This window comes from Candidatus Methanomethylophilus sp. 1R26, from assembly GCF_001481295.1.
GTDB lineage: Archaea > Thermoplasmatota > Thermoplasmata > Methanomassiliicoccales > Methanomethylophilaceae > Methanomethylophilus.
Map to the genome: position 1 here is coordinate 22766 of NZ_LOPS01000042.1, position 26415 is coordinate 49180.

At 54.8% G+C, this 26415-nt stretch carries 21 protein-coding genes and 3 pseudogenes; 13 read left to right on the top strand and 11 right to left on the bottom strand.

The window, feature by feature from the left end; genetic code table 11:
* The 4 genes from AUQ37_RS07205 (at nt 1) to xerA (ending at nt 5991) form a co-directional block, all read left to right on the top strand.
* A complete protein-coding gene (locus tag AUQ37_RS07205; protein WP_058748083.1) occupies nt 1-3168 on the top strand; it encodes a type I restriction endonuclease subunit R in 3168 nt (1055 codons plus the stop codon).
* Nucleotides 3165-3764, top strand: a complete 600-nt coding sequence (locus AUQ37_RS07210; RefSeq protein ID WP_082662465.1) for a restriction endonuclease subunit S — start codon at nt 3165-3167, stop codon at nt 3762-3764. The genes AUQ37_RS07205 and AUQ37_RS07210 overlap by 4 nt, the downstream gene beginning before the upstream one ends.
* 94 nt (nt 3765-3858) lie before the next feature.
* Nucleotides 3859-4908, top strand: a complete 1050-nt coding sequence (locus AUQ37_RS11445) for a hypothetical protein (protein WP_201013853.1) — start codon at nt 3859-3861, stop codon at nt 4906-4908.
* 108 nt (nt 4909-5016) lie between these two features.
* Entirely contained in the window at nt 5017-5991 is a 975-nt protein-coding gene (gene xerA, locus AUQ37_RS07220) for a site-specific tyrosine recombinase/integron integrase (protein ID WP_058748015.1), read from the top strand.
* Between the two features lie 257 nt (nt 5992-6248).
* On the opposite strand, the gene AUQ37_RS10075 is transcribed toward xerA, so the two are convergent.
* Nucleotides 6249-6680 carry a restriction endonuclease subunit S gene (locus AUQ37_RS10075; protein ID WP_157844346.1) on the bottom strand — a complete coding sequence of 144 codons (432 nt, stop codon included), beginning with the start codon at nt 6678-6680 and terminating at the stop codon, nt 6249-6251.
* 103 nt (nt 6681-6783) lie between these two features.
* Between AUQ37_RS10075 and AUQ37_RS07225 the strand changes: the two genes are divergently transcribed.
* Nucleotides 6784-7821: a Fic family protein gene (locus AUQ37_RS07225; RefSeq protein ID WP_157844347.1), complete on the top strand. Its 1038-nt coding sequence runs from the start codon at nt 6784-6786 to the stop codon at nt 7819-7821.
* Between the two features lie 92 nt (nt 7822-7913).
* On the opposite strand, the pseudogene AUQ37_RS07235 reads toward AUQ37_RS07225, so the two are convergent.
* From AUQ37_RS07235 to AUQ37_RS11450, 6 genes and pseudogenes are all read right to left on the bottom strand, one after another.
* A pseudogene (locus AUQ37_RS07235) lies at nt 7914-9082 on the bottom strand (ATP-binding protein); the annotation flags it as partial.
* 504 nt (nt 9083-9586) lie between these two features.
* The gene (locus tag AUQ37_RS07240) at nt 9587-10936 is read right to left on the bottom strand and encodes an ATP-binding protein (RefSeq protein WP_058748019.1); all 1350 of its coding nucleotides are present in this window, start codon (nt 10934-10936) and stop codon (nt 9587-9589) included.
* 286 nt (nt 10937-11222) lie between these two features.
* Nucleotides 11223-11885, bottom strand: coding sequence for a PHP domain-containing protein (locus AUQ37_RS07245; protein ID WP_201013854.1), 663 nt, complete (start codon nt 11883-11885; stop codon nt 11223-11225).
* On the bottom strand, nt 11875-14205 hold the full coding sequence (metG, locus tag AUQ37_RS07250) for a methionine--tRNA ligase (RefSeq protein ID WP_058748020.1): 2331 nt from the start codon (nt 14203-14205) through the stop codon (nt 11875-11877). Before metG ends, AUQ37_RS07245 begins: the two co-directional genes overlap by 11 nt.
* A gap of 282 nt (nt 14206-14487) precedes the next feature.
* Nucleotides 14488-15495 carry an MATE family efflux transporter gene (locus AUQ37_RS07255; RefSeq protein WP_201013855.1) on the bottom strand — a complete coding sequence of 336 codons (1008 nt, stop codon included), beginning with the start codon at nt 15493-15495 and terminating at the stop codon, nt 14488-14490.
* Nucleotides 15426-15644: a hypothetical protein gene (locus tag AUQ37_RS11450; protein ID WP_058748022.1), complete on the bottom strand. Its 219-nt coding sequence runs from the start codon at nt 15642-15644 to the stop codon at nt 15426-15428. Before AUQ37_RS11450 ends, AUQ37_RS07255 begins: the two co-directional genes overlap by 70 nt.
* A gap of 156 nt (nt 15645-15800) precedes the next feature.
* Here AUQ37_RS11450 and AUQ37_RS07265 point away from each other — a divergent pair.
* The 8 genes and pseudogenes from AUQ37_RS07265 (at nt 15801) to AUQ37_RS07300 (ending at nt 23406) form a co-directional block, all read left to right on the top strand.
* Nucleotides 15801-17578, top strand: a pseudogene (locus AUQ37_RS07265) (ribosome biogenesis/translation initiation ATPase RLI).
* 241 nt (nt 17579-17819) lie between these two features.
* Nucleotides 17820-19100: a hypothetical protein gene (locus AUQ37_RS07270; RefSeq protein ID WP_058748023.1), complete on the top strand. Its 1281-nt coding sequence runs from the start codon at nt 17820-17822 to the stop codon at nt 19098-19100.
* Nucleotides 19101-19226: 126 nt separating this feature from the next.
* Nucleotides 19227-20275 (top strand): annotated as a pseudogene (locus tag AUQ37_RS07275) (FecCD family ABC transporter permease).
* Nucleotides 20272-21090, top strand: coding sequence for an ABC transporter ATP-binding protein (locus tag AUQ37_RS07280; RefSeq protein ID WP_235585010.1), 819 nt, complete (start codon nt 20272-20274; stop codon nt 21088-21090). Before AUQ37_RS07275 ends, AUQ37_RS07280 begins: the two are co-directional and overlap by 4 nt.
* A complete protein-coding gene (locus AUQ37_RS07285) occupies nt 21083-21880 on the top strand; it encodes a class I SAM-dependent methyltransferase (RefSeq protein WP_058748024.1) in 798 nt (265 codons plus the stop codon). Before AUQ37_RS07280 ends, AUQ37_RS07285 begins: the two co-directional genes overlap by 8 nt.
* A gap of 211 nt (nt 21881-22091) precedes the next feature.
* Complete coding sequence (locus AUQ37_RS07290; RefSeq protein WP_058748025.1) at nt 22092-22556, top strand: PHP domain-containing protein; 465 nt, start codon at nt 22092-22094, stop codon at nt 22554-22556.
* A gap of 12 nt (nt 22557-22568) precedes the next feature.
* Nucleotides 22569-23048, top strand: a complete 480-nt coding sequence (locus tag AUQ37_RS07295) for a PHP-associated domain-containing protein (RefSeq protein ID WP_058748026.1) — start codon at nt 22569-22571, stop codon at nt 23046-23048.
* Entirely contained in the window at nt 23029-23406 is a 378-nt protein-coding gene (locus AUQ37_RS07300; RefSeq protein WP_058748027.1) for a hypothetical protein, read from the top strand. Before AUQ37_RS07295 ends, AUQ37_RS07300 begins: the two co-directional genes overlap by 20 nt.
* Here AUQ37_RS07300 and AUQ37_RS07305 read toward each other — a convergent pair.
* The 4 genes from AUQ37_RS07305 to AUQ37_RS07320 all read right to left on the bottom strand — a co-directional run bounded on the left by AUQ37_RS07305 (nt 23381) and on the right by AUQ37_RS07320 (nt 26391).
* Nucleotides 23381-23989 carry a hypothetical protein gene (locus tag AUQ37_RS07305; RefSeq protein WP_058748028.1) on the bottom strand — a complete coding sequence of 203 codons (609 nt, stop codon included), beginning with the start codon at nt 23987-23989 and terminating at the stop codon, nt 23381-23383. The genes AUQ37_RS07300 and AUQ37_RS07305 overlap by 26 nt on opposite strands.
* A gap of 60 nt (nt 23990-24049) precedes the next feature.
* Complete coding sequence (locus tag AUQ37_RS07310; RefSeq protein ID WP_058748029.1) at nt 24050-24943, bottom strand: cation diffusion facilitator family transporter; 894 nt, start codon at nt 24941-24943, stop codon at nt 24050-24052.
* Nucleotides 24865-25140, bottom strand: a complete 276-nt coding sequence (locus AUQ37_RS10260; protein WP_162262208.1) for a hypothetical protein — start codon at nt 25138-25140, stop codon at nt 24865-24867. Before AUQ37_RS10260 ends, AUQ37_RS07310 begins: the two co-directional genes overlap by 79 nt.
* A 63-nt stretch (nt 25141-25203) precedes the next feature.
* Complete coding sequence (locus tag AUQ37_RS07320; protein ID WP_058748031.1) at nt 25204-26391, bottom strand: MFS transporter; 1188 nt, start codon at nt 26389-26391, stop codon at nt 25204-25206.
* Nucleotides 26392-26415 lie beyond the last annotated feature (24 nt).

The following is a 26415-nucleotide window of genomic DNA, read 5'->3' on the forward strand; positions in this document are numbered from 1 at the left end:
ATGGGTGAATGTACTAAATTTGGAGAGGAGGACCTGGAGCATGCGATAATCGAGGACTTCAAAGCCAGAGGATATGAGCATGTCAAAGGGGAAACCATCCAAAGGGACCGCCGCGAAGTGATTCTTTTCAATGATCTGCAAACCTATCTCAGGCACAGATACCCAGACATCACGGACGGTGAAATCCGTGTGGCCGCAACAATGTTCAGAGTGAGCGACCGCGGAGACTATGTCAGCAACCGCGAGACATTGCAGAGGATCCGCGAGGGATACAGCATCAAAAGAGAGGACATGAAGACCACTCTGTGGATTAATCTCTTGGATTTCCAGCACCCAGAGAACAATATCTTCAAGATAGTCAACCAATTGGAGATCCAGGGACCTAAGAACGACAGACGGCCGGACGCTATCGTATATGTCAACGGTATCCCGCTGGTGGTTTTGGAATTCAAATCGGCAATCCGCGAGGATGCTACGATTTACAGCGCATATCAGCAACTGAACATCCGTTATATCCGCGATATCCCGGAACTGTTCATCTACAATGCTTTCACAGTTATCAGTGACGGCGTGAATTCTAAGGCAGGAACCGTATTCACAGATTATCCAGACTACTATTCATGGAATAGATCAGAGGCTAAGGATCCTTCAAGCGACGGCGTCAACTCCCTGCGCACTCTTATTGATGGGATGTTCAGAAAAGAAAGGCTGCTCGCCATCATCCGCGATTTCATCTACTTCCCAGATGACAGTGGAAGCAATGAGAAGATATTGTGCAGATACCCCCAGTTCTTCGCTGCCACCGAACTCCTGGACAATATTGGACCTCATATGAAACCTAAAGGAGACGGGAAAGGCGGGACATACTTTGGAACGACAGGATGCGGGAAGAGTTTCACAATGCTGTTCCTGACACGGCTGCTCATGAGGTCCAAAGAAATGAGGAACCCCACCATCATCCTCATAACCGATAGGGAGGACCTGGACAACCAGCTCAGTAAGCAGTTCATCAGATCCAGGAGGTTCCTAGGCGATGAGAACGTCCTCTCCATGGATACCGGCACGAATCTAAGAAACAAGCTCAAAGATGTAGCATCCGGCGGAGTGTACCTGTCAACCATTCAGAAATTTAATGAAGAGGGCTCTATGCTCTCAGACAGGTCAAACATAATCATAATATCGGACGAGGCCCACCGTTCCCAGCTCAACATGGAGCAGGCAGACAAGATAATCGACGGCAAACGCAAGCATACCGTCGGATTCGCCAGGATCCTCCACGATTCCTTTCCTAACGCCACATACGTTGGATTCAGCGGCACCCCGATCGATGAGACAATGGAGGTCTTCGGCGACATCGTCGACGAATATACCATGGCCGAGTCCGAGAAGGACAGGATAACATCCAAAATCGTTTACGAAGGAAGAGCCGCGAAGGTTGCTCTGGCCGAGGACCAGATGGCGGCCATAGAGGAATACTACAAGGATTCCCTCGACCGCGGAGCGAACGAATACCAGGTAGAGAAGAGCAAGAAGGACCTGTCGAAGCTCGACATCATCATCGGTAACGAGGGCAGGTTGGAGAAAGTATCCGACGACTTCATCGCCCATTACGAGGCCAGGGTCGCAGAGGGCGCGACCGTCGCCGGCAAAGCGATGTTCGTCTGCGCCAACCGCCGCATCGCTTACGACTTCTATCAGATGCTGAAGCGCAAGCGCCCTGAATGGTTCGAGGTCAGGGAAGCCGACAGGCCCCCCAAGGAAGGAGAAGAAAAGGCTGAACCCATAGAGATGGTGAAACTCGTCGCTACCCGCGGGAGCAATGACCCAGCAGACCTGTTCGAACTCTGCGGAGATTCTGCATACCGTTCCAATCTCCAGACACAGTTCAAGAAGATCGAATCCAATTTCAAGATAGCTATCGTAGTGGACATGTGGCTCACTGGATTCGACGTCCCGTTCCTGGACGCGATGTACCTTGATAAACCGATCCAGAAGCATTCCCTTATCCAAGCCATATCCAGAGTCAACAGGATCTACGAAGGCAAGGAATACGGCCTCATCGTGGACTACCTGGGAATCAAGAAAGAGCTCGATCTCGCGCTGAACAAATATGCCAGGGGTGGCATCGGCAGAGGAACCTACCCTGAGTCTGGCGAATTTGCCAAGATCGTCAAGGAGACCCTGAGCGCTCTGGACGGAAGGTTCCACGGCTTCGATTCGAGCGGTTACTACTCAGACGATTCCTCCAAGCAGATAGATTGCCTCGGCCGCGCCATGGAGTTCGTCCAGCAGGACAAGGAATTCGAGCACTGGTTCATGAGCACAGTCCGTAAACTGAAGACCGCCTACAACAACTGTGTTTATTCAGATGATATCACTGCTGATGAGCGCAGCAGGATCTATTTCTACTGCGGCGTCAGGTCCATGATAGCCAAGATCATCTCGGGTAATGCTCCGGATACGGCACAGATGAACCGCAAGGTCAGGGAAATGCTGGAAAAGGCCATCCAGTCCGATGAGGTATCTCAGATCGGCATTATCATAGACAATATCGAGACCGACAGGATAGACCTGCTCTCTGACGAGTATCTGGAGAAACTGGAATCGATCCCCGGATCCAATACTAAGTTCAAGCTTCTGGAGAGACTGACCCGCATGGCCATCGGCAATCTCCGGAAGATCAACAAGCTCAAGGCCGATTCGTTCTCGGAAAGATTCAACAAAATAGTTCAGAAGTACAACGACCGCCACATGGGCGCTGAGGAGCTGAGACAGATCATCAATTCTATGACAGATGATGTCGTCGAAATGCTGAACTCGGAACTCGTCTCCCTTATCAGAAGCATAGATAAAGAAGAAAAGGAAGCAGATGCCCTCGGGCTCACACGGCAAGAGAAGGCATTCTATGACATCCTGGCACATACTATCGAGATCTACCAGTTCGAGTTTGACACCGCAAAACTGCCGGATATGGCACGCGATCTGAAAACCTGCACCGACGAGGTCTGCTCGGTGCTCGACTGGTCCTCCAAGGAGGATGTGAAAGACGGCCTCAGAATGAAGATCGCGATGGTTATGCAAAAGCACGGATTCCCGCCGATATACCTCAACGGAGTCTATGATGAGGTCTTCAAACAGATGGAAAACTACAAGAGGTACAGCGAATGACCGGTTTCGAAAGAGTCAGATTAGGAGACCTTGTAACCTGGGCAAAAGGATGCAGTATTCCCCGCGATGAAACATCTGCAGATAGACATATCCCTTATCTTCACTACGGAGACCTCTACAAGAAATACGATCGCTGTTTGAATTTGCCGGAAGTGATTGACGAGATAATCAAGATCGATGAACTTGATTCGGTCAAAGAATCTCAGATGCTTCATGACGGAGACATCGTATTCACTCTTACATCAGAAACAGTTGATGATCTGGGACACTGTACCCTCATCATCAATCCAAAAGACACGCCGTTCGTATCCGGTATGGAAACGACCGTCCTTCATATCAAAGAACCCCGCAGAGCACTGCCGGCATTCCTCAATTATATGTTCCAGAATGAAAAATTCCATAGTATATTGAGGCAGTTCGTAACCGGAATGAAAGTCTATAGGGTTCACCCTAACGATCTAATGAAGATTGAGATAGACCTCCCCTCTTTGGAATATCAATCCAAAGTTGTCACTATTCTAGACTCATTTTCCAATTCTATATCTAATCTCACTGAAATAAATGATAATTTAGGGGGCATTTGTTTTGCCGCCTAACTCATCTATCTTGCTTGGTGATTTGTGTTTCTTTGTCCATGAAACATGTGATTGTTCCTTTGTTGATCCGGAGACTTACGTATCTACTGATTCGATGCTCCCTGATAAAGCAGGCATTACTCAGGCCGAATCAATTCCCTTAACTGGTACCGTTAGCAAATATCAACCAAAAGATGTCCTTCTATCAAACATAAGGCCATATTTCAAGAAAATATGGCAATCTACTAGAAATGGGACCTGTTCCAACGATGTATTGGTTATTAGAGCTAAAGATGAGCGCATTTCTGATTATTTGTTTGCATTATTGTCTGAAGATCGGTTCTTTGATCATGTGATGCTCGGTTCTAAAGGGACCAAAATGCCTCGTGGGGATAAGGAACAGATTCTCACGTACACTGTATGCGATCTACCCTTTTCGGAAATGTTAGCTATTGGTGGTTGGTTTTCACTAATCAATCAAAAAATCTCCTGTAATCAGGCAATAAATGATAATTTAATGAAGAGTGCAAGGGCAGCCTTCAGTGAAATGATGGATACATCAGAACTGTCAAGTGGTGTGTTATCAGATGTTGTATCAATCACCATGGGCCAGTCCCCTCCTGGGGAAAGTCTATCAGAAGATGATGCGGGCACACTCTTCTACCAAGGTCGTGCTGAGTTTGGACCAGTATTCCCAACACCCAGATTATACACAAGCGATCCAAGACGTATGGCCAAACAAGGTTCCATACTGATGAGTGTCAGAGCACCTGTTGGTGACATCAATGTGGCATTAGAGAGATGCTGTATTGGTAGAGGTCTGGCTGCTATTGAATCAAATAATGGAATGCAAGGTTTTGTTCATTATCTGATGGATTATCTAAAGCCGAAACTGGATGTATTCAATGGCGATGGCACGGTGTTCGGATCAATCAATAAAGAATCGGTCAACGGTTTGGAAATATCACTACCTGAACAGAAATCTATTGAACAATTCAATAAGTATGCAGAGAAAGTAGATGCGGAGATAAGATCCAATCACTTGGAGATGTTGAAATTATCTGAAATTCGTGATTATCTTTTGCCCAAATTGATGTCCGGTGAGATCGACGTTTCTACCTTGAAGATGCCAACTAAATATTCATTTAACTCAGCAAATAAGTGATTTGATACTTAACAAAATAGGAATCAAACATGATCATGAACGGAAAAAGTGGCCAGTTCTGGCTGTCCCGTCGGTAAACATTCATTGGAGAAGACAACTCATTAGCGCATGACTCTGAAGGAGGATCTCAGGAATAGTCTGACAGGAAAAATCGACGAACTCAGCATATCCATCGTTATGGTGGAATTATCGCTGCTGTTGGATAAATCTGAGAACAGGAAAGAACATTACCCCGGAGACGGAAATATCAAACTTCTTCAAGCCTTCTTATCTTCAAAGCGCTTGGAAGGATGTTCAGAAAAAACTCTGAACTACTACCAATCCACCATTGGCATGATGATTTCAGAATTGGAAATATCCCTGACTGAGATGAGCACCGATGACATCCGGAACTACCTGTCGGATTATCAATCGCGGCGCGGATCCAGCAAAGTTACCATCGACAACATCCGCCGCATATTCTCCAGCTTCTTCTCATGGTTGGAAGATGAAGAATATATCCTGAAAAGCCCCGTCAGACGCATCCACAAGGTTAAATTCGGTCGCACTGTCAAAGACACATTCTCCGATGAGGACATCGAAAGACTGAGAGACGGCTGCGAGAACACAAGGAATCTTGCCATCATCGATACGCTGATATCGACCGGAATGAGGGTAGGCGAGTTGGTACGGCTCAATCGGTCGGACATCGATTTCAATGAAAGGGAAAGCGTCGTATTCGGAAAAGGCGGGAGTGAGCGCAAGGTTTACTTCGACGCCAGAACAAAACTTCATCTGAAAGATTATCTAGATCGGCGCTCAGATGATAACCCGGCACTTTTCGTCACATTGCATAATCCAGTCAAGAGGATCAGCATAAACGGTGTGGAAACCATGCTGAAATCACTGGAAAAAATTACCGGAGTAGAAGATATTCACCCACATAAGTTCAGGCGTACGATGGCGACCCGCGCGATTGATAAAGGTATGCCTATAGAACAAGTTCAGAAACTCTTAGGCCATGTGAGGATTGATACAACTCTCCATTACGCTATGGTTAATCAGGAAAATGTGAAGAATGCACACAAGAAGTACGTAGCCTAATAGCCTACCAAATGAATATTTAGTTGGCAATGTCAGAGTCGAAACATCAATTTCTCCAGACAATAATTTGGGTATAAGTTGATCCCTAATTGTCTTAAGAGCATCACATTGAGTTGCATTATTACGATATAGTTCGAATAAACATGCAATTTTTGAGGAAAACTCTATTACCACATCCTCTGGCGGGATAATTATTGGGACGGTCTTCATATTTGATTGACTAATTTTGGGCTGTACTGCTCCAGTGATTATCGAATTCACGCTAAGACGTGGCATAGAAGATAAAGAGAATCTACGGTGTATCCTTTTTCCCCTGTTAAGATGTGTGCATGGTTGTTGACCCAGAATTTTCCAAATACATATTGGAGTATGGGGCCCCCAAACTCATTAACCACAGTCCCATCTTCACCCAAAAGAAGATACACTCCGTCAAAAAGATAGCTATCAACATAATCTGTGACTGATGCAGCACCATAGTATGGATATATCTTGGCACGTTCAGAACGTTCTTTAGCAGATAGTGGCACTCTCTTGGAATCATGCACTTCAATTATATCTCCCAATTGCCCCAAGGTCCAACCATCAGGCAGATCATCACCACAAACATATGGGAAATAACAATCGTACAGCAAATTTGCGATTTCGAGTAAATTATCATTTATCCGTATATGCAGGAATTTCGATTTCACTAATTATTTAGGTATTATTTGGCTATTAATACCTAAATTAAATAAATACAATGTCTTTTTTTCAGTATTTATCATTAAATATTACCTAAATAATTGATCGATGATGCACAGATTCGACTATTCGGAGATACTCGGCGACATACCGCAGGATATAACGAAGATGCTGGCCGAGATTGCCGGGATACGCTCGCTGGAGTGCATACGCCGCGCGAAATACCCGAAGGACTATGCCAAGATGGAAGGCATCGCCAAACTGGCCTCGGTCAAGTACTCCAACGAGATCGAGGGCATAGTAACGTCCGATGAACGTATCAGAGAGATAGTCGTACGCGGAGGGACCCCGAACAATCATTCCGAGGAGGAGATCGCAGGATACAGGGATGCCCTTAACCTGATACATACGGAAATCGACTCCCTGAGATTCGACAGGAACACGATCCTGAACCTGCATTCCATGCTCAGGACGAAAGGTTCCGATGAACATGCCTTCAAGGACAGGGACAATGTGGTTATCAGCATCGACCAATCGGGGAGGAGGCGCATCGTGTTCGAACCCGTCCCGGCATCCGAGACCGAAGACTGCATGGAGCAGCTGTGCATAGCGTACCAGGAGCTTTCGACCCAAGGCTATGAACCTCTGCTCTACATACCGTGCATCATCCTGGATTATCTCTGCATCCATCCGTTCCTGGACGGCAACGGCAGGACCTCCAGGCTCCTGACGGTATTTCTCCTGTACAAAGAGGGAATCGACATATGCAGGTACGTTTCTATGGACGAGCATATATCGTTCACGAAATCGGACTACTACGATTCGCTGCAGAGATCTTCGGCCGGGTGGAAGGAGAACAGATGGACCTACTTCCCGTTCATCAGATATTTTCTCAGGACCCTGTTAGAATGCTATACGGACATCGACACCAGGTTCGCCATAGTCGACGGGGAAGGCGTCGACAGGAAGCAGACCGTCGAAAACGTCCTGAAGAAGAGCTCCGCACCGATGTCGCTGAAGCAGATACACATGGTCCTCAGGGACATCAGCATATACACCGTACAGAAGGCAGTGAAGGATCTGATGGCCGAGGGCAAGATCGAGAAAATCGGCAATACCAAAGGCGCGCGCTATATCTACAAACACTGAGGAACGGCCGTTCAGTTCTCCGCACATGACCTGCAGCCAATCAGAATATCGATCGTTGCCGTTGAAACCGGCTGCCAAACCCGTTTCCCTCTTCACGGACCCAGCACTGTCGGCGGGATGACATAAACGCCGTCGTCTCTGCGATATGCTGCATCGGTCATCCCGCAGATGACGCACAGGAACTCCGGCGGCCTCCCGTTCTCCTGATCGCGTATCTTCGTGTCCATCTTCAGAAGGGATCTCGCACCTTCGTCTATCTCATGTGCCCCCGTCTTCATCTCGAAGGCACCCCACTTACCGTCCGGAAATTCCGCAACGGCATCTATCTCGTTCCCGTCCCCGTCACGGTAGTGCATCACTTTGCCGTCGTACATCATGGCGTATGCCTTCAGTTCGTGAACGCACAGGGCCTCGAACAGATATCCGAACGAATTAAGGTCATTGATGTACGATTCCGTGTTCATCCCCATAGCGGCGGCGGTGAGGGAGGGGTCGCAAGGTGTCTTTTAGGAGTTTTCCCGACCCTTACCGAAGACCTCATATTCGGGTTGAAAGCAGGTTGGAAATCGGTGAAATGAAGGCTTTCCAAAACAGAAAGGTATTCATTCAGCGTATTATCGGATATCTGCGCATCATCCGGATTCTCCGTCATATCTTTCTTGAGAGCCTTCTTGGATGCAGTAGTGCTTTCGTTGCGTGCCAAAGAGCGGATGAGACGGAACATCTTGGTCGGATCGCGGTTCACCCCGTCGAAGGATATGTCATTGTTCACCAAGGTTTCTATGTAACCTCTGGCAACCTCCAACGATGCATCCGCATTCATATCCATGACCCCGGGCCATCCCCCGTGGACGGTGTAATCGACCAGGTCCTTCAGTTCGGCCTCCTGTGTCGCGAAAGAGATCTCGGGACGGCCAAACAGCCCCCTCAGGGATACCCTGCCGTCCGAGATCCCTCTTTCGAACAGCGTCATGGTCATCATGCGGAGTTCCTTTATGCGACCCGTACCCGAATGGACGAATCCTTTCCTGTTGGGCGTTGCGGAGCCGGTAAGCACGTACATCCCCTTCTTCCCGGCATCATCTATCCTATACCTTACAGCATCCCAGATACAGGGAACGTCCTGCCATTCGTCGATCAGCTGAGGGAGACTGTCCTTGAATATCAGCGTAGGGTCCGTCATCGCCAGTCTGCGGTTCTGATAGTTCCCCTTCGGGTCCGCGATGAGCGCGGCGCTGTTGCAGCAATTGTATGCGGCCCACGTCTTTCCGCACCATTAGGTCCGGTGATGTTCACAGCACCGAAGAGGGATAGGGATCTCTTCAGCTCATCATCTATCAGTCTGGGTACGTATCCGTCCCTTCTCAAGGTCACAATCGCATATCCTGTTATCAGGTATGTATGATTGATGGTTTTTCGGAACTTTCATTGATGAATTTTCGGTAAATTTATTGATATTTTTCAATCAATCTGCTGATTGATTCACAGATTATGCCGCGACCCTATAATTGGCCGAAGTATGACTGCTCTCCGATGCTGCACCCTTGCCGCAGGAGTCGATGCAACAGCATGTGCCAGAATATGAGATTCGGCTCCTGCAATTATCGTTTAGAACTCCTAGTGCGATAGCGTCGAATTGCCAGACCAGCTCTGGTTTCCGAAAACAATGCGTGGATTCACAATACGGCCTATTCTCATACTGTCTCGTATCCGCCGCATAAGGTGTCTTGAATCTGGGCTCAGAAGGACCTCTGATCCCTATCATTCACAGACATACGACCATGTATATGGGCAAATACAGCAGATTGCCTTCCTTCCTCAGGTCTTTTGTATGAAGGACGTAGCATTGCCCAAGTTGTTTGCTGTAAACATCCATCAGATAATCCAGTGAAGAATGCTCTGTGCTCTTCCCTGTTTTCACCTCGACGGCAGATATTCTCTTGCCTTCTTTGATGAGGAAATCCACCTCGGACCTGTTCTTGCTGATGGTCCCGTCCTCCCTCTTCTTGTAAAATGTGTGGAAGAACAGCTTATGCCCATTGGCCCTCAGGGCCTGCGCCACGACATTCTCCGCGAACATCCCCTCATTGATATGCAAACGGTCCTGAAGAATATCGATATAGATCTCATTCTCCGTCAGCGTTCCGCTATCGATGGCCATGCTCACCAATAACCCTGTATCGCCGAAATACAGCTTCATAGTCGACAGTTCCCTGTTAAGTCCCAGCGCGATGCTTGGCTCGCTGGAATTGTAGCAGATGTTCACGACCATAGAATCCTCGAGCCAATAGATCGGATCCTCATAGTTGGAGAACTTGCCGTTCTTATCTATATCGGCCAGATTGAAGACCTTGTCGTGTTTTGACAGCTCAGCAGGTATCGCTTCGTACAATGCGGCCGTCTTCCTCTTGTTGGCCTTCGCCAGTCTGCCGATGTCCTCTTTGTAGAGACTTATTATCTGCCTCTTGACGCGTTCGACTTTGGAGAAGTCCTTCGATGATGCATACTCCTTCACTGCCATGGGCATGCCGCCGACGATCATGTATCTCCTGAAGGTGTCCAGGAATGAAGAATGAAGGTCGTCTCCCAGCGGTTTATGGGATTCGAAATGCTCCCGTATAGCCGGCACGGTGACCACATCTCCCATCGCCCAGCAGAACTCCTCGAAGTCCATAGGGTACATCTGCATCTTCTCTTCCTCGGACGGAATGATTATGTTCTTCACGTTCTCGTGAATGGAAATCAGCGAACCTGTTTCGATGTAATCGTATCTGCCGTCCTCCACCAGGAACTTGATGGCCTCCCTGGCCCGCGGCCATTTTTGGACCTCGTCGAATATTATCAGCGTATTCCTTTCGACGAATCTCGTGGCGGTGAGATTGGACAGCTTCTGGAGAAGCATCGGTATGTCGTGAACGTCGTTTATGAAAAGGTTCTTGATCCTTGGAGAAGCGTTGCTGAAGTTGATGAGCACGTAGGAAGCGTATTCATTCCTGCCGAATTCCTCCACGATGTAGCTCTTGCCGACACGGCGAGCGCCTTCGATGAGCAGCGCAGTCCTTCCGTTGCTCTCTTTCTTCCATTGTACCAGGCGGTCGTAGATCTTCCTTTTCACGTATGGAGATATTCCTCGTTCCTTAATATATGATTGTATGAATTCTTCCTGTTTCCTTAAACAAAATTATCGTGATTTCTCCTGTTTCCTTAAAATACAGTCCGATTCAAAAAACGGTCCGCTGGTTCCTAAACAGTACCCTATCGTTACCAAGAGAATACACAGTGGCACAATGTTTTGCTAACCGCTGTTCCGCTGCCGGAGGCCCGTTCGGACCTGCCGAACCCATGGGGACCACTGCCGGAGCATCCCTTTCCGGCCGATTGCATTCGACCGGACGGCCGCGTCACATCCTCTTGAAACCGCGCCTGATCCATTGTGTTATCGACTTGAACCCGTAGCGCAGGGTCTCGCCTAAATGCCTGCTGGCGCTCTGGGCGGTGGCCTTGTTGTCCATGATGGCCTGCACGACCTCCTGCCAGGTCTCCAGGCCGTCGGGCAGGGTCACGTGCCCCCAGCCGATGCGGTGCGGGGAATGGGCGTCCGAGCCGGCGGTGATCGGCTTCCCGATGCTCTTGGCCAGCTTCATGGACCTCCTGTTGGCGCTCGGTATGGAGCGCGCGTTCATCGCCTCGATCCCGTCGAACGGGTACTCCCGGGTGTTCTTCTCCCCCAGGCCGGACCACCACCTGTAGGGGTGGGCCGCGAAGGCATATCCTCCGGCCTCATGGATGGCATCGATGGTCTCCTGGATCGACATCCCCTGGGGGATCAGCCTGTCGATCCCCAGGGCGACGATGTGCCCCTCCGCGGAGGAAACCTCCTCCGCGGGGATGACGATGACCTTCCCGTTGTCCTTCAGGATGTCGAACGCCTTGAACTCGTTGTGGTCGGTGACGGCGACGCACCCTAAGCCCTTCTCGACGCACTGCTCGATCACCTGCTCCGGGGTGGACTTGCCGTCCTCGAGAAGCAGGTGTGCACATGGAGATCCGCCTTCATCTGACACCAGCGCCGTCCATAATCTCGGAGTCGACCGTCGCCACGCATCCCTTCCCGTCTCCGAGGGGGACGGCCTTGCCGCCGTCGATGACCGCGGCCACTCTGGCCGGGGCGCCTGCGGGCAGGCTTATCGGGAGGTTCCCGGCCAGGAACACGCCGTTCTCCGCCCTGGAGACCTTCATGGTCACCGCGGAGAAGTGCTTCTTGTAGTCGATGGTGTCCGAGGTCATGCCTGAAAGGCCGCAGTCGAACCTGGTCCCCACGGGGATGTCGGGATCGGACGGCCTCAGGAGGAGGACCGCCTTGCCGCCGAGGTCCTCGTCGTCGGCGGCCAGGATCATTCCGCAGGACTCTATCCCCCTGAGGGGCCTGGGCGCGAGGTTGGAGACCACGATCGCCTTCCTCCCGAGCATCTGCTCCTTGGTGTAATATGCCTTGAGGCCGGCGCAGATGGTCCTTGGGGTGCCCTCTCCGAGGTCCACCGTGAGCTTGTACAGCTTGTCGGCGTTCGGGTGGTCCTCGACGGTGAGGACCTTCCCGACCCTGAGGTCCAGGCGCCTGAAGGCATCGAAGGGCTGCGCGGGAGCGGCGGCGCCCTGCTTCTCCTTCTTCTCCTTCGCGTGATGCTCCGTCTCCGCCTCGGGCTGCTTGAATATCTCTGGGAAGAGGACCTTGAGGTCGATCTTCCCGTAGACCGGCACCGGCTCCTTCAGGGCGGTCCCGGACGGGAGGGGCGAGAGGACGGCGGCGTAGCCGGCATCCTCGACGGTGCCTGGGAGGCCCAGGTAGCCCCAGATCTTCTCGGACGACCTCGGGAGGTACGGCCAGGCCATGACCGCCAGCGCCTTCACTATCCTCAGGGAGTCGTAGAGGGCGCGGCCGCACTCGGCCCTGTCCTCCTTCACGAGCTTCCAGGGGGTGCGGGAGTTGAAGTACTCGTTCCCGAAGTGGGCGAGGGCCATGACGGCCTGCAGGCCCTTCTTGAAGTCGCAGCGGGCCAGGCAGGCGGAGTACTCATCGAAGGCCTTCCCGATCTCCTCCGTGACCTTCGCATCGGGCTCCACGTTCTCCGGGACAGACCCGAAGTTCTTGTAGGTGAAGCTGAGGGTGCGGTGGTAATAGTTCCCGAGGGCGGCGACCAGCTCGGAGTTGACCTTGCTCTCGAGCTCGTCCCAGGAGAAGTCGGCGTCGTGGGTGTCCGGCATGATGCTCGATAGGTAGTACCTTATCTCCTCCGGGTCGAACTTCTCCAGCACCGATTTCATGTCCCTGGGTATCTGAGACTCGGCGTCGGTGCCCGTGCCCTTCCTGCTCTTGGAGAGCTTGCCGCCGTTGAACATCAGGTACTCGTTCGCCGGGATGTCGTAAGGCAGGTTGAACCCCTGCTTGGCGCCCATGAGCATCGCCGGCCAGATGATGGAGTGGAACGGGATGTTGTCCTTCCCGATGAAGTAGTAGTGCTTGCAGTCCGGGTTCTCCCAGAAGGTCTTCCAGTAGTCTGGCTTCCCGATCTCCCTGGCGTGCTGGACGGTCATGCTGAGGTACCCGATCACAGCGTCGAACCAGACGTAGATGACCTTCTTCTTCCACTCCTCGCCTTCGACGGGGATCTCGACGCCCCACTGCATGTCGCGGGTGATGGCGCGGTCCTTCAGCCCGCCTTTCAGGAAGTTCTGCGTGTAGGCGCGGACGTTGGGCCTCCAGTAGGTCTTGTCCTCCAGGTACTTCAGCAGGGGCTCCTCGAAGGCGGAGAGCTTCAGGAAGTACTGCTTCGAGGCCTTCACGACGGGCGCGGTGCCGCAGCGGGTGCAGTGCGGGTTGATGATGTCGCCGGGCTCGAAGGTGGAGCCGCAGCTGTCGCACTGGTCGGAGCGGACGTCCTCGGCGCCGCAGACGGGGCACTGCCCCTCCACGTAGCGGTCGGGCAGGAACTTCCCGCATTTGGGGCAGTAGTACTCGTCCTCGTCGCGGGTGTAGATGTACCCGTTGTCAAGAAGGGTCCTGAACAGCCACTGGGTCACCTCGATGTGGACGGGGGAGTGGGTCTTCCCGTAGAGGGTGTAGCGGATCCCCAGGCCCTCGATGGCCTTCTTGTTGATCTCATGGTAGCGGTCGGCGACCTCCTCGGGGGTGACGCCCTCCTTCTCGGCGGTGACGGTGATGGGCGTCCCGTGCTGATCGGAGCCGCCGACGACCCAGACCTCGTTGCCCAGCAGGCTGTTGTAGCGGGCGAAGATGTCGGGCGGGAGGAGGGACCCGGCCACATGCCCCAGGTGGATGGGGCCGTTGGCGTAAGGCCACGCGATGTTCACGAGAATCTTAGACATGGGCGGCTCATGGTCCGGGACGTATTTAAGGCATCGCACGCGCGCGCACATCCGGTAGGGGAGGGGACAGCATGTCATGACGGGGCGGGGGAGCATGAGCGGCAGAACCTGCCGATGTACACCGAGGCCAGCTTCCACATCAGCAGCCCGCCGCCGATCTCGGAGATCGCCATGACCGCCCATATCGCCTCGGTGCTTCCGAACAGGGCGCCGCGGCCAGGTACGCGGCGACCATGACGGTGTTCCTCGCGAGCGACGAGAGGAACCCGATCTCCGAATGCTCTATGGACTGCAGGTACGCGGAGCCGACGAACACCTGGGACATCGACGGGAGCAGCACTGCGAGCATGAGGAGGCAGAACGCCATGTCGCCCCGCAGGGCTCCAGGTCGGGGGAGACCGTGAAGGCCCAGGCTATCGGGTAGCACAGCAGGGCCATGGGGATTGCAAGGTACAGGGTGAGCCTCACGGACAGCCGGGTCCCGAACGAGAACGCCTCCTTCAGCAGATCGGCCCTCCCGGCCGCGAACTCGGCGGAGCACACCGAGACGATGCCTCCGGACACGGCCTGCGCCGGGATCAGCACCATGTAGGCCACCCTCCACGCCGAGGTGTACGTCCCGACGACGTCCTCCCCGCCGACGCCGATGATGATGAAGTTCATCGGGATGTTGATCAGCGACATCACCATGTACTCGGCGGACTCGGGCAGGCCGACGTAGAGGATGTCGCGGCTCACCCTCCTGTCCGGCGCGAAACCGCCGCTGCGGAGGCTGGCATACATGTCGCGGCCCGAAATGTAGAACGCCAGGCCGGCGGTGAGGGAGACCGCTCCGGCGCAGACCGTGGCGATTCCTGCTCCCACCACCCCGAGGCCGAACCCATACATCAGGATCGGGTCCAGGACCATGTTGGTCAGCGCGCCGGCCAGCTGAACCGCCATCGAGCGCCTCGACGCGCCCTCGCCCCTCAGCATCCCCGAGACCACCTGCCCGGCGATGACGAAGAAGCTCCCGGCGAAGATCGGCATCACGTAGTCCAGCGCCTCCGAGGCCGATTCGTCCGCCCCGAAAAGATCCATGAGGTCCCCGGCGAAGAGCACCAATGGGACTGAAACAACTATGGAGCAGAGAAGTGCCAGCGTGAGGGACTGCGCAGCCGTGCGGGAGGCCCCGGCGCGGTCGCCGCGGCCTACTTCCCTGGCGATGGCCGCCGCCGAGCCTATGCCCATCCCGTTCCCGATGCCGGCGATGGCAGCGCAGAGGGGATATGCCAGGCCCAGCCCTGCCACGGCCGAGCTCCCAGCCAGGCCGCCCACGCGGTGTCCGCCATGCTGTTGAGGTTCATGACGAACACCGACACGGCCAGCGGGGCGGCGAGGGCCGGAATGGACTTCCTCGGGTCCCCGAGGACGACCTTCGTGCCTGCGGTTCCCTCCATGGGGGGCCCTATGCTTACCGATTTATCCGCGTTTCGGAAAAGAGGGGAAAACGAGCGTACCTTATATCGCGCGCGGAATCGATTTTGTCCCTTACCGGGGGAATACGCCCTTCGCGCGCGAACCTCTTATATAACAGGGGGGAATCGGAACGAAGCATGAGGATCGCGGCGGTCTTGTTCGACAGATGCCAGAACAAGAAATGCAACAAGGAATGCTACAAGTTCTGCCCCCTGGTGAGGACCGGGGTCAACGTCATCGAGTTCGGGGAGAGGGGCAAGCCCATCATCTCCGAATCTCTGTGCCAGGGGTGCGGGATCTGTGCCAACAAGTGCATGTTCAAGGCCATCAAGATCATCGGCCTGGCCGACGAGCTCAAGGGCGAGATGGTCCACCAGTACGGCGAGAACACCTTCCGCCTCTACCGCCTACCCGTCCCCAAGAAGGGCCTCATCACCGGTATCCTCGGTCCTAACGGAATAGGTAAGACCACCGCCATCAACATCCTCTCCGGCATCGTCATCCCCAACCTCGGGAAGTACGACGCCCCTCCCGCCAAGGAGGAGGTCCTCCTCCGCTACAAGGGCACGGAGGTGTACGCCTACCTCAGCGAGCTCTACGCCGGGCACATAAAGATGGCCATGAAGCCTCAGTACGTCGACAAGATCCCCAAGGTCGCGAAGGGGGTCGTGAGGGACCTCCTGTCGAAGTGCCAGGAGCGCATGGACATCGACCAGGCCGTGAAGGAGTTCGGTCTGGAGCAGGTCATAGACAGGGACATAACCAAGCTCTCCGGCGGAGAGCTGCAGAGGGTCGCCATGGCCACCACCTGCATGAAGAACGCCGACATCTACTTCTTCGACGAGCCGACCTCCTACCTGGACATCTACCAGAGGGTGAAGATGGCCAGGATCATCAAGAAACTGGCCACGGAGGACAAGTACGTGGTCGTCATCGAGCACGACCTCGCCATCCTGGACTATCTGGCGGACAACGTCAACCTCGTCTACGGGTCCGAGGGCGCGTACGGTGTCTTCACTATGCCCAGGCAGGTCAGGACCGCCATCAACGTATACCTCGAGGGATACCTCCCGGAGGAGAACATCAGGTTCAGGGACAGGCCCATAGAGTTCGCCGTCTCCGCACCTTCGGGCGACTGGAACACACCCACGCTCATCGATTTCGAGAACGTCTCCAAGGACTTCGGGGAATTCAGGCTGGACGTGAACTCCGGAGCGGTGAGGATCGGGGAGTCCGTCGGCGTCGTCGGGCCGAACGCCACCGGAAAGACCACGTTCGTCAAGATGCTGGCCGGGGAGATCAAGCCGGACACCGGCAGCGTCAGCGGGGTCATGAAGGTCTCCTACAAGCCCCAGTACATCTCCCAGGATTACGACGGCACCGTCCAGGACTACCTCTACGCGGTCAACTACGAGCAGGCGTCGAGCGGGTTCTTCGAGACCCAGGTGATCGGCCCGCTGTCCCTGAAGTTCCTCATGGACAAGCCTGTCCGCAACCTTTCCGGCGGAGAGCTGCAGAGGGTCGCCATCGCCGGGTGCCTGGCCCGCGAGGCCGACATCTACCTGCTCGACGAGCCCTCGGCCTACCTGGACTCCAACCAGAGGATGGAGGCCGCCAAATGCATCAGCGGGATGATGGAGAAGACCGGCAGGTCGGCGCTCATCGTCGACCATGACATCTACTTCATCGATATGGTCTCCGACTCCCTGATGGTGTTCGGCGGAGAGCCCGGCAAGCACGGCATCGCGAGGGGCCGTTCAAGATGAGGGAGGGCATGAACCGCTTCCTGAAATCGGTGGACATCACCTTCAGGAGGGACGCCGACACCCACCGCCCCAGGATCAACAAGGAAGGCTCCAACCTGGACCGCTCGCAGAAATCCGCCGGCGAGTACTACTACGCCGAGCAGAACTGATACGCCGTTCCCGGACGGGCAGAATCTGCCTTTCATGTAAAGGGCGGCACGTATTCGCAGGAGTCATGAACAGTCCGAAACAGCGGTCTGCATTCCTCCGCGGATGCACATCTCAGTACATGCATCATATCAAACCATTATCTTTGATTGCTTCATAATAATATTTTTGAATTAGAGCATAACGAATGTTACTTATTAGATAATTGGTGATACATATATATCTGGATAAAAATCATGGGTCATGATCGATAAGAAGATCATCGCAATCGCAGCCGTTGCGATACTCGTTGTCGCCGGCATTTCTGCAATAATGATCATCGGCAACGATGATGAGGATTCTAAGGACAGCACGGACTTCGCAGGCAAGGAACTGGAGGTCGCGGACAATCTGGACAACGGCATCGTAGCCGTGGGCCAGGATTCCTTCAGATGGATGACCTATTTCGGCCTGGCGGACAAATGCGTCATGGTGGACATGAACGATATGAGCAACTATCTCGGGAAATCCTTCATGTACACAGGACGTGCGCTTGTCGATATTGAGGGCGGAAATAGTGCCAAACTGACCGCCGACGATGCTGCGCGCGCATACTTCACGCATACCAACTGCGGGATAACGGATGAAGACGTGGGCACCATTCTCAAGCTCAAGCCGTCCGTGATGGTCATACCTGCCGGATTCTATGACGATTATCCGACCCAGATGGCAGCAGTGGAGAAGGCCGGCATCAACACCCTTGCCATCGGATACATTTACACCTTCCTTGAGAAGGACACATTCAGCATAACTCCCGATCTGGACAAGCAGATCGACATCATCTCCACCGTCCTGAAGCAGGGAGATAGGGGGAATGAGCTCAGAGCGGCATTCGAATACCTCGTTGACGACCTCAGGGAGCTCTCTTCCAAGGTGACTTCCAAGAGGACTGCATATGTCGGTGCACTTGCATACAACGGAGCTCACGGACTGGATTCCTCCATTCCATATTACATGCCTATGGAACTTGCCGGAGTGGAGAACATCCTCAACGATACGATCGACTATGAGGGCTCCGGAGTGAAGACTTACTCCTCTGCCAGCATCGCCGGCAACATCAAGGATGACACAATCCTGTTCATAGATGCATCCGGATACTTCCAGAGCGCGAAGACCAATGAATCATTGGGTGTTGCAAAACTGTTCCAGGGACATGAGGCTTACATCGTCGCCGATTATATCTGGACGGGCATAAACTACGACACTATCTTCGTGGATGCCTACCAGATACTGAGATATGCATACGGCGATTCCGTACTCACCGAATCGCAGTTCGGAGAGAAGACCGCCAAGGTATACGATCTATTCTACGGGACCCACATGAGCAACAGGAACATATCGGAATTCTCGAAATACACTGTGGAACTGCCTTCCGAAGGTACCACGATATTCGAGGACATGAGCAACTTCCACGAAGTCTTCAGAGGCAACCCGATCTACGGGTCGGTCAGCATAGGCTCCGACGGAAAACTCTCCCTGGCCTGATCCCTTCGGCAAACATCTCTGCCCCCTCGGCAGCGAGGGGGCACTAACAGAATGATGCACATGGCTGGTTACGGAATCAGGGAATTCAAGAAACACTCACATCGGAAACTGAACATTATAATAGCAATGGGGATCCTCACCGCGATCTCTGCGGTAGTAACCCTGAAGATAGACCTCGGGCATATCGGTTACAAAGAACTCCTCCACATCATATTCAATAAGAACGACCCCTCCAATGACCTCATAAACGGGATTCTGATCTGGGACCTGGGCATACCCCGCATACTGTCATGCATCCTGGCAGGCTTCGCTCTGGGCATCGCCGGCGCGGTGATGCAGTGCGTCCTGAAGAACCCCCTCGGCTCCCCGTATACGCTGGGAATATCCAATGCGGCGGCTTTCGGGGCATCCGTAGGGATAGTCATCTTGGGAGGGGGCATGATCTCCGGACAGAGCCATGCCACGATATCCATTGACAACCCGTACATCGTCACGGCGAGCGCGTTCGCATGGTCCATGATCGCCACGGGGGTCATCATCCTTCTGGTCAGGATCACCAAAGTGAGCCCTGAGACCATGGTCCTTGCAGGGGTAGCGCTGAGTTCCATATTCTCTGCCGGAATCAGCCTTCTGCAGTACATGTTCAATGAGTACGCGCTGTCCACCATCGTATTCTGGCAGTTCGGCTCTATGGGGAAGGCCGGATGGAACGAGCTGACGCTAATCGCCGCCGTATCTCTGGCTGCCATATCATTTTCCTTTACAGCCGCATGGACTACAACGCGCTTGATGCCGGGGACGAGGTAGCATCATCCCTTGGGGTGAACGTGAACGGCCTCAGGCTCACCACCCTGTTCATGTCCGCCCTGCTGACATCCGTCGTGGTGTCATTCATGGGCATTGTGGCATTCATAGGGCTTCTCGGACCGCACATGGTGCGCAGATTCGTCGGAAACGACCATCGCTATCTGCTTCCCGGATCGATGTTCGTTGGCGCAACAATACTCCTCATATCAGACTGCATAGGCCAGACAGCGATGGATTTCACTCTGCCGGTAGGCATAATAACATCGTTCCTCGGAGGTCCCCTTTTCCTGTATCTCCTGGTCAGAGGGTACCGCAAGAAGAAGGGGAGGCTGGCTGAATTCATAAAATCGAAGAAGGGTGAAGAATGACCGTCCTGGAAGTGGAAGAACTGCATTTTTCATACGAAACCAAGGAGGTCCTTAAGGGAGTGACCCTAAGCGCAAAAGAGAATGAGATCGTATCCATTCTGGGACCGAACGGAGTGGGGAAGACCACACTTCTACGCTGCATATGCAATATGCACAGACCTGATTCCGGCAAAGTAAGAGTGTGCGGAAGCGACCTATCGGCGATACCGCCGAAGGAGATGGCAAAACTTGTAGGGTATGTTCCGCAGAAGGCGGACGCTACCCGCGCCACAGTCTTCGATTCGGTCCTTATCGGAAGACGGCCCCATATGGGGATAACGTTCTCCGACCATGACCTGGAAATCGCATGGGGCGTGATAGAATCATTGGGCCTCGGAAGCAAATCCCTGGATTTCGTCGATGAGATCAGCGGGGGAGAATTCCAGAAAGTGCAGATCGCCAGGGCATTGGCCCAGGAGCCGAAACTCCTTGTTCTGGACGAGCCATCGAATAATCTGGACATCGCCAATCAGCACATCACCATGAGAATGATAGAGCATGTTGTAAGGGAACACGGTCTCTGCACGGTCATGACAATGCACGACATAAATCTGGCCGCATATTACTCGGATAAGTTCGTTTTCATCAAAGACGGGAAGATCGCCGCTTTCGGAGGCCGCGATGTCATAACCCCCGAGATAATCAGAGAAGTATACGGGATAGAAGCTGATGTCATCAACCATAATAGGCAGACAGTAGTGATCCCATGCAGGGAGCAGCCGCAATACAATCGTACCAACGGAAAGGGAAGAACTGACATCGCCCGAGGTGATTGATTTGTCGGACGTGCATCCGTTCATAGGCGAGAAACTCAGTTATGAGGAGACTCTGGAATTCTGGGACAGCTACTCGGATCATTATTCCGGCATGCAGCAGGGGGATATCCCGATTCGCATCGTGGACCGCCTTATGAACATGGGTATTCTGAGAAGCGGGGACGATGTCCTTGAGATAGGATCAGGCACTGGCACGTATTCATTGGTGATGTCGCCCCATGTCCGGACGCTCACATGCATGGATGCATCCCCGCGCATGATGTCGCGCCTGTCCGCAGAAGCATCCGCCCGCGGTCTGGACAACATCACATATGTCTTAGATGATTGGAATTCATATGTGCCAGATATAAAATTCGATGCGTGCATAGCCACCCTTTGCCCCGGAAGCGGGAGCCCGGAATCCATATCGCGCATGGAAGCATCCGCCCGCAGATCGTGCATCCTCGTTTCTTGGCTGGTTAACCATGGCGATGACCTCAGCACCGAGATTTGGAAAAGATTGGGCAAAGACTACGGATTCGACCTCCGCAGATCTACGGCAGTGGAGGATCGTCTGAAGGACAGCAGACGCAACCCTCATCTGGAGTTCTTCAAAACCCGCATAGAAGTGGATATCCCGATTACCAAACTGATAGCTGAAGAAGAATCGGTTTTCCGCGCATATGGTGTGAAAGCGGATATCGCAGGTATTGTGAAAGACATCCTCGAATCGGAATTGGATGGGGACGTGCTTCATTATTCGGCGGAGAATGAGATGAAACTCATCTGCTGGAATCCTGAAAAATCATGATTCGTATCATACGAAAAGTGTTCTGTATCGGATCGGACAGAACAATCGATTGGCAATTTCCAGAAAACCTCGGATTGAATGGTCCCTTATACTTGACAAGAACAGATTAAAAGTGCCAGTATCCAATCTGCGGATGAACGCTGTTGTTCCGCTCCCATCCATTCCATGTTATCATTGTATGTTTTATAACATAGTTCGGGATTCTGACGGCATGGAGAAGATGGGGAAGGCGGACACGCATGTGCACACCTTCTACTCAGGCTTCAACACCCTGGGGCTGATGAGCTTCCCGGAATCGGTGATACCTCCGGAGAGGCAGGTCGACGATGCCCGCCGCCGCGGGCTGAACGTCCTCTGCATCACCGACCACAATGAGGTGGCCGGAGGGTTCCGTGCCCAGGAGTACGCGAAGCAGTTCGATGATATCGAGGTCGTCGTAGGTGACGAGGTCATGTGCGACGAGGGCGAGGTGATCGGCCTCTGGCTCACCGAGAAGCCCAAGAAGTACCTCTCCCCGGAGGAGGCCGTCGACATCATCCACGAGCAGGGCGGGCTGGCCATCGCGCCGCACCCGTTCAGCGTCCATGTGGACGGCCTGCAGGAGAGGATCCTCGACCTCCCGCTGGAAGGCATAGAGGTCATGAACGGCGGCCACCCGGAGATCTATTCCAATTAGTTCGCCAAGTGCGTGTCCGGGCTCTTCCCGGGCAGATGGGCGGAGACCTCCGGATCGGACGCCCACTCCCTTTTCACGGCCGGCTACAACTGGACGGAGTTCCCGGGGAGCACGGCCGAGGACCTCAGGAAGGCCATCCTGCATAAGGAGACCGTTGCAGCGGGCGAACCCGCTCCGGTGCTGGGACAGGTCCAATGGAGCATGGAGGTCGTCTGGGGAGGGCAGAAGCTCATGTACAAATCCCTGAGGCACAGGCTGGAGGAGGAAGAGGACAATGCCCTCATCCACAAGATCAACTCGATCACCGACCTCAAGAAGGCCACCGGGATAGTCGCCGGCTTCGCCTACGAGTTCCCGCTGACCGTCATGCTGGCCACGCTCCTCAGCACCCAGTTCCTCAAGAGGAAGGCCAAAGCGGCCATGAAGGACATCGACAGGCGCCTCGATGCCATAAAGGCAAGGGGTTGGGAAGATGCAGGGAAAGAGAACTGACAGTCCAGGCAATGAGGTCTTCGGGGTCGGCGTCGACGTCCCGGAGGAGTTCCTGGAGAAGCTCATGGACGCCATAGATGCGGCCATGGAGCCCGTCTACCCGGGTTACAGGCGCTCGTTCCGCTATTATCCGGTCACCGGGACCTGGAAGACGATGGAGGGTTCGCACCCGTACATCGGCAGGCCGGGGGAGATTTCCGTCGAGAAGGAGGTCCGCCTGGAGTTCGTCGTCAGGAAGGAGGACCTGCCGGCGGTCATGGAGGCCGTCAGCAGGGTGCACCCCTACGAGGAGCCCGCGGTCGACGTTTACCGCGAGGTCCCGTGGAGGTCGCTCATTCCTGCTTCTCGGTCACGTTGAAAACGTTGTCGAACGTCCTCTGCATCCTGAAATTGCGGATGCTGTTCTTGCGGTAGACGACGTCCTCGGGCGGGATCAGCCCGTTCTCGCCGTAGAAGTCGAGGAGCCTGTCCGCCGCCTCGTAATCGTAGCGGACGCCCACCAGCACATTGAGCTTAAAGTTCCTGCAGGGGATGTTCTCGGGGAAATCGTTCCCGTTCCCGCGGGCGAGTTCCTTCTCCCTGACCTCGTCGTCGTTGAGGAGGAGCCCCATGTCCTCATCGCAGAAGCGCTCGCAGAGGTCGTATTGCTCGGCCATGTAGAGGCCCTCGATGGCGCTCTCCCTCAGGAAGTACAGCTCTGCGCCGGCGATGCCGAGGCCGTCGAAGCTCGGAGCGATCTCGGCCAGGAACTTCCAGTTGTGGTCTTCGGCCGCCAGGCGGCATACGGAGGCCAGGAACGGCCCGGCGCTGCCGGCCTCCGCCCTGTCGATGTACCTTCCCATCCTCACGCGGTTCTGGTCCGAAAGTGAGCCGTACCAGTCCCCGAGGCCCGCCTTGCGGACCTTCTCGGGAACGCCCTTGTTTGAGCCGAATCCGAACATGGCCGCTGTATAGCTGTGGCGGTAATAAAACGCTGGGTCTGCTGCGGTCCCGGGGCTGTGTCAGAGCTGCCGCTCCCCGCTGTCCGCATCGTCGCCGCCATCCCCGCCGTCCCTGTCCCTGTTCTTGTCGCGGGCGATCTTCAGGTAGTGGGTGTCGCACTTGGTGATGTTGTCGGTGACCAGGTACTTCACCGAGACGAACGGCGCAGAGCGCCGGGTGCAGTCCGCCTTCTGGCAGCTCTTGCAGAACAGCCTGTCGCAGGGCTCCGTCATGATGGTGATGTCGGTGTCGTCCCCGATCTCCCCCTTGATGTTGCAGCACATGGAGTCGATGAGTTTCTGGGACTCCTCCACGGTCATGTCAGCGGGGACGGTCATGTGGGCGTCGACGTGCATGGTCACGCCGTACTTGGTCACCCTGAGGTGGTGCACCTCGATGACGTCCGGCGTCCTCGTCTTGTTGATGCAGCGGGTCACCCGGCGGAGGGCGTCCTCGTCGACGGTATCCATGATCTCGTACATGGACCTCCTGAGCACGCGCACGCCGGTTATGATGATGAAGGCGCCGAACAGCAGCGCGGTCAGCGGGTCCAGGATGTACCAGTCGTATCCGAGGCTGTCCCCGATGTAGACCAGAGAGAGGCCGATGAGGATACCGATGGAATCGAAGGTGTCGGTGCAGAGGTGCTTCCCGCTGGCCTCGAGCGCGATGGACCCGCTGCTCCTCCCCATCCTGATCGCCTTGTAGCCCATCAGGAAATTGACCAGGGCGGCGAAGGCGACCAGCACCAGGCCGATGTCCAGGCGGTCGATCTCCTGCGGGGAGATGAAGCGGTTGACGGACTCGACGATGATCAGCGCGCCGGCCAGCAGGATCATGCTGCCCTCCATCGAGGAGGAGATGAGCTCCACCCTCCCGTGCCCGTAGGGGTGGTTGGCGTCCGCAGGCTGCATGGTAAGATAGAGAGCATACACTCCGACGATGCCGGCGATGACGTGACGATGCTCTCGAGGGCATCGGTGAGGATGGAGACCGAATCGGTGATCACCCAGGCGATGAACTTCATCAGCATCAGGGCGGCCCCGACCCCGGCGATGAACTTCTGGAAACGATAATTCTGCTTCTCGGCTTCCAGTTTCGCCCTGTCCATAGCATGTCCTAGGGAGCACCGTATAAAATGATTGCTTCGGTTTAAGACTCCCTCAAGGCGTTTTTAAGATTCCCTGATATGCCCGGAAGCTTCTTCCGAGCCTTCTTCCCCGCGGCTCCAGGACAGCGCCATTCCCGCCAGGCACATGCCGAGGCAGATGGTGAACGCGGCGTGTATGGTATCGGCGAAGACCCCGTACCTCTCGGGCTCGAGGCCGTCGGCGGACCCCATGATCATCGATATGCAGGCCATGGCGATGCCCATGGACACCATCATGCCGGTCTGGCGCATGACCGCGACGACGCCAGACGCCTCTCCCCTGTACTGCGGGGGCGCGGAGGACATTATGACCGAGGTGTTGGGGGACGAGAACACCCCCATGCCCGTCCCGATGAGGCACATCATGGCGACGACGTACCAGATGTCGAACTCGGTGCCGATGAAGATGAACATCGCGATGCCCGCGCTCATTATCGCCATGCCGGCGGTCGGGAGGAGGCGCTTGTCCTCCATCCTGTCGGAGACGGCGCCCATCTTCGCCGAGAGGGCCACCTGTATCGCCGGCTGCACGAGCAGGAGGAGCCCGGCCTGGGTGGCGGTGAGCGCCCCGATGCTCTGCAGGTACAGGGACAGGAAGAACTGCACGCAGTACGATGCCCCGTAGTTGAGGAACGCGGCGAAGCCGGAGCGGGTGAACGTCTTGATCCGGAACAGGCGCATGTTGAGCACGGGGGACGGCGACCTGGAGAACCGGAGGAGCGTCAGTGCCAGGAGGACCGCTCCGGCCGGCACGGCGGCGGCCGCCCAGGTCTCGGTGATGTTGACGACGCCCGACATGAGCACGAAGATCGATATCCCCCAGAGGACGGAGCCCTTCCAGTCCATGGAGTCGTCCGGGGTGGGCCTGATCTCGTACCTGATCCCCCTGACGAACGTCATGGAGAACGCGCACAGGCAGATGATGAGGGCGAAGCAGCCCCTCCATCCGACGCTGTCCGAGATGACCCCTCCCAGGGTGGGCCCCAGCGTAAGTCCGAGGTACACAGCGGTGACGTTCATCCCCAATGCCCATCCGCGCCTGCTCTCAGGGTACACGTAAGTCAGCATGGCTATCGAGGTGACGTTCATCATCGCCGAGCCGAACCCGATCACGAAACGGCACCCGACCAGGAACCAGAAGCTCGGGCTGATGGCGGCGAGGGACGCCGCGGCCGCGGTGATGGCCAGCCCGGTGACGTAGATGCGCCGCATCCCTGCGATCCCCGACAGGCGTCC

Excerpts from the sequence above, each read along its gene's own strand:
- AUQ37_RS07205 (WP_058748083.1), top strand. The coding sequence starts at position 1 with ATGGGTGAATGTACTAAATTTGGAGAGGAGGACCTGGAGCATGCGATA.
- AUQ37_RS07210 (WP_082662465.1), top strand. The coding sequence starts at position 3,165 with ATGACCGGTTTCGAAAGAGTCAGATTAGGAGACCTTGTAACCTGGGCA.
- AUQ37_RS11445 (WP_201013853.1), top strand. The coding sequence starts at position 3,859 with ATGCTCCCTGATAAAGCAGGCATTACTCAGGCCGAATCAATTCCCTTA.
- xerA (WP_058748015.1), top strand. The coding sequence starts at position 5,017 with ATGACTCTGAAGGAGGATCTCAGGAATAGTCTGACAGGAAAAATCGAC.
- AUQ37_RS07225 (WP_157844347.1), top strand. The coding sequence starts at position 6,784 with ATGCACAGATTCGACTATTCGGAGATACTCGGCGACATACCGCAGGAT.
- metG (WP_058748020.1), bottom strand. The coding sequence starts at position 14,205 with ATGTCTAAGATTCTCGTGAACATCGCGTGGCCTTACGCCAACGGCCCC.
- AUQ37_RS11450 (WP_058748022.1), bottom strand. The coding sequence starts at position 15,644 with ATGGAGGGAACCGCAGGCACGAAGGTCGTCCTCGGGGACCCGAGGAAG.
- AUQ37_RS07270 (WP_058748023.1), top strand. The coding sequence starts at position 17,820 with ATGATCGATAAGAAGATCATCGCAATCGCAGCCGTTGCGATACTCGTT.
- AUQ37_RS07280 (WP_235585010.1), top strand. The coding sequence starts at position 20,272 with ATGACCGTCCTGGAAGTGGAAGAACTGCATTTTTCATACGAAACCAAG.
- AUQ37_RS07290 (WP_058748025.1), top strand. The coding sequence starts at position 22,092 with ATGGAGAAGATGGGGAAGGCGGACACGCATGTGCACACCTTCTACTCA.
- AUQ37_RS07300 (WP_058748027.1), top strand. The coding sequence starts at position 23,029 with ATGCAGGGAAAGAGAACTGACAGTCCAGGCAATGAGGTCTTCGGGGTC.
- AUQ37_RS07305 (WP_058748028.1), bottom strand. The coding sequence starts at position 23,989 with ATGTTCGGATTCGGCTCAAACAAGGGCGTTCCCGAGAAGGTCCGCAAG.
- AUQ37_RS07310 (WP_058748029.1), bottom strand. The coding sequence starts at position 24,943 with ATGCAGCCTGCGGACGCCAACCACCCCTACGGGCACGGGAGGGTGGAG.
- AUQ37_RS10260 (WP_162262208.1), bottom strand. The coding sequence starts at position 25,140 with ATGGACAGGGCGAAACTGGAAGCCGAGAAGCAGAATTATCGTTTCCAG.
- AUQ37_RS07320 (WP_058748031.1), bottom strand. The coding sequence starts at position 26,391 with ATGCGGCGCATCTACGTCACCGGGCTGGCCATCACCGCGGCCGCGGCG.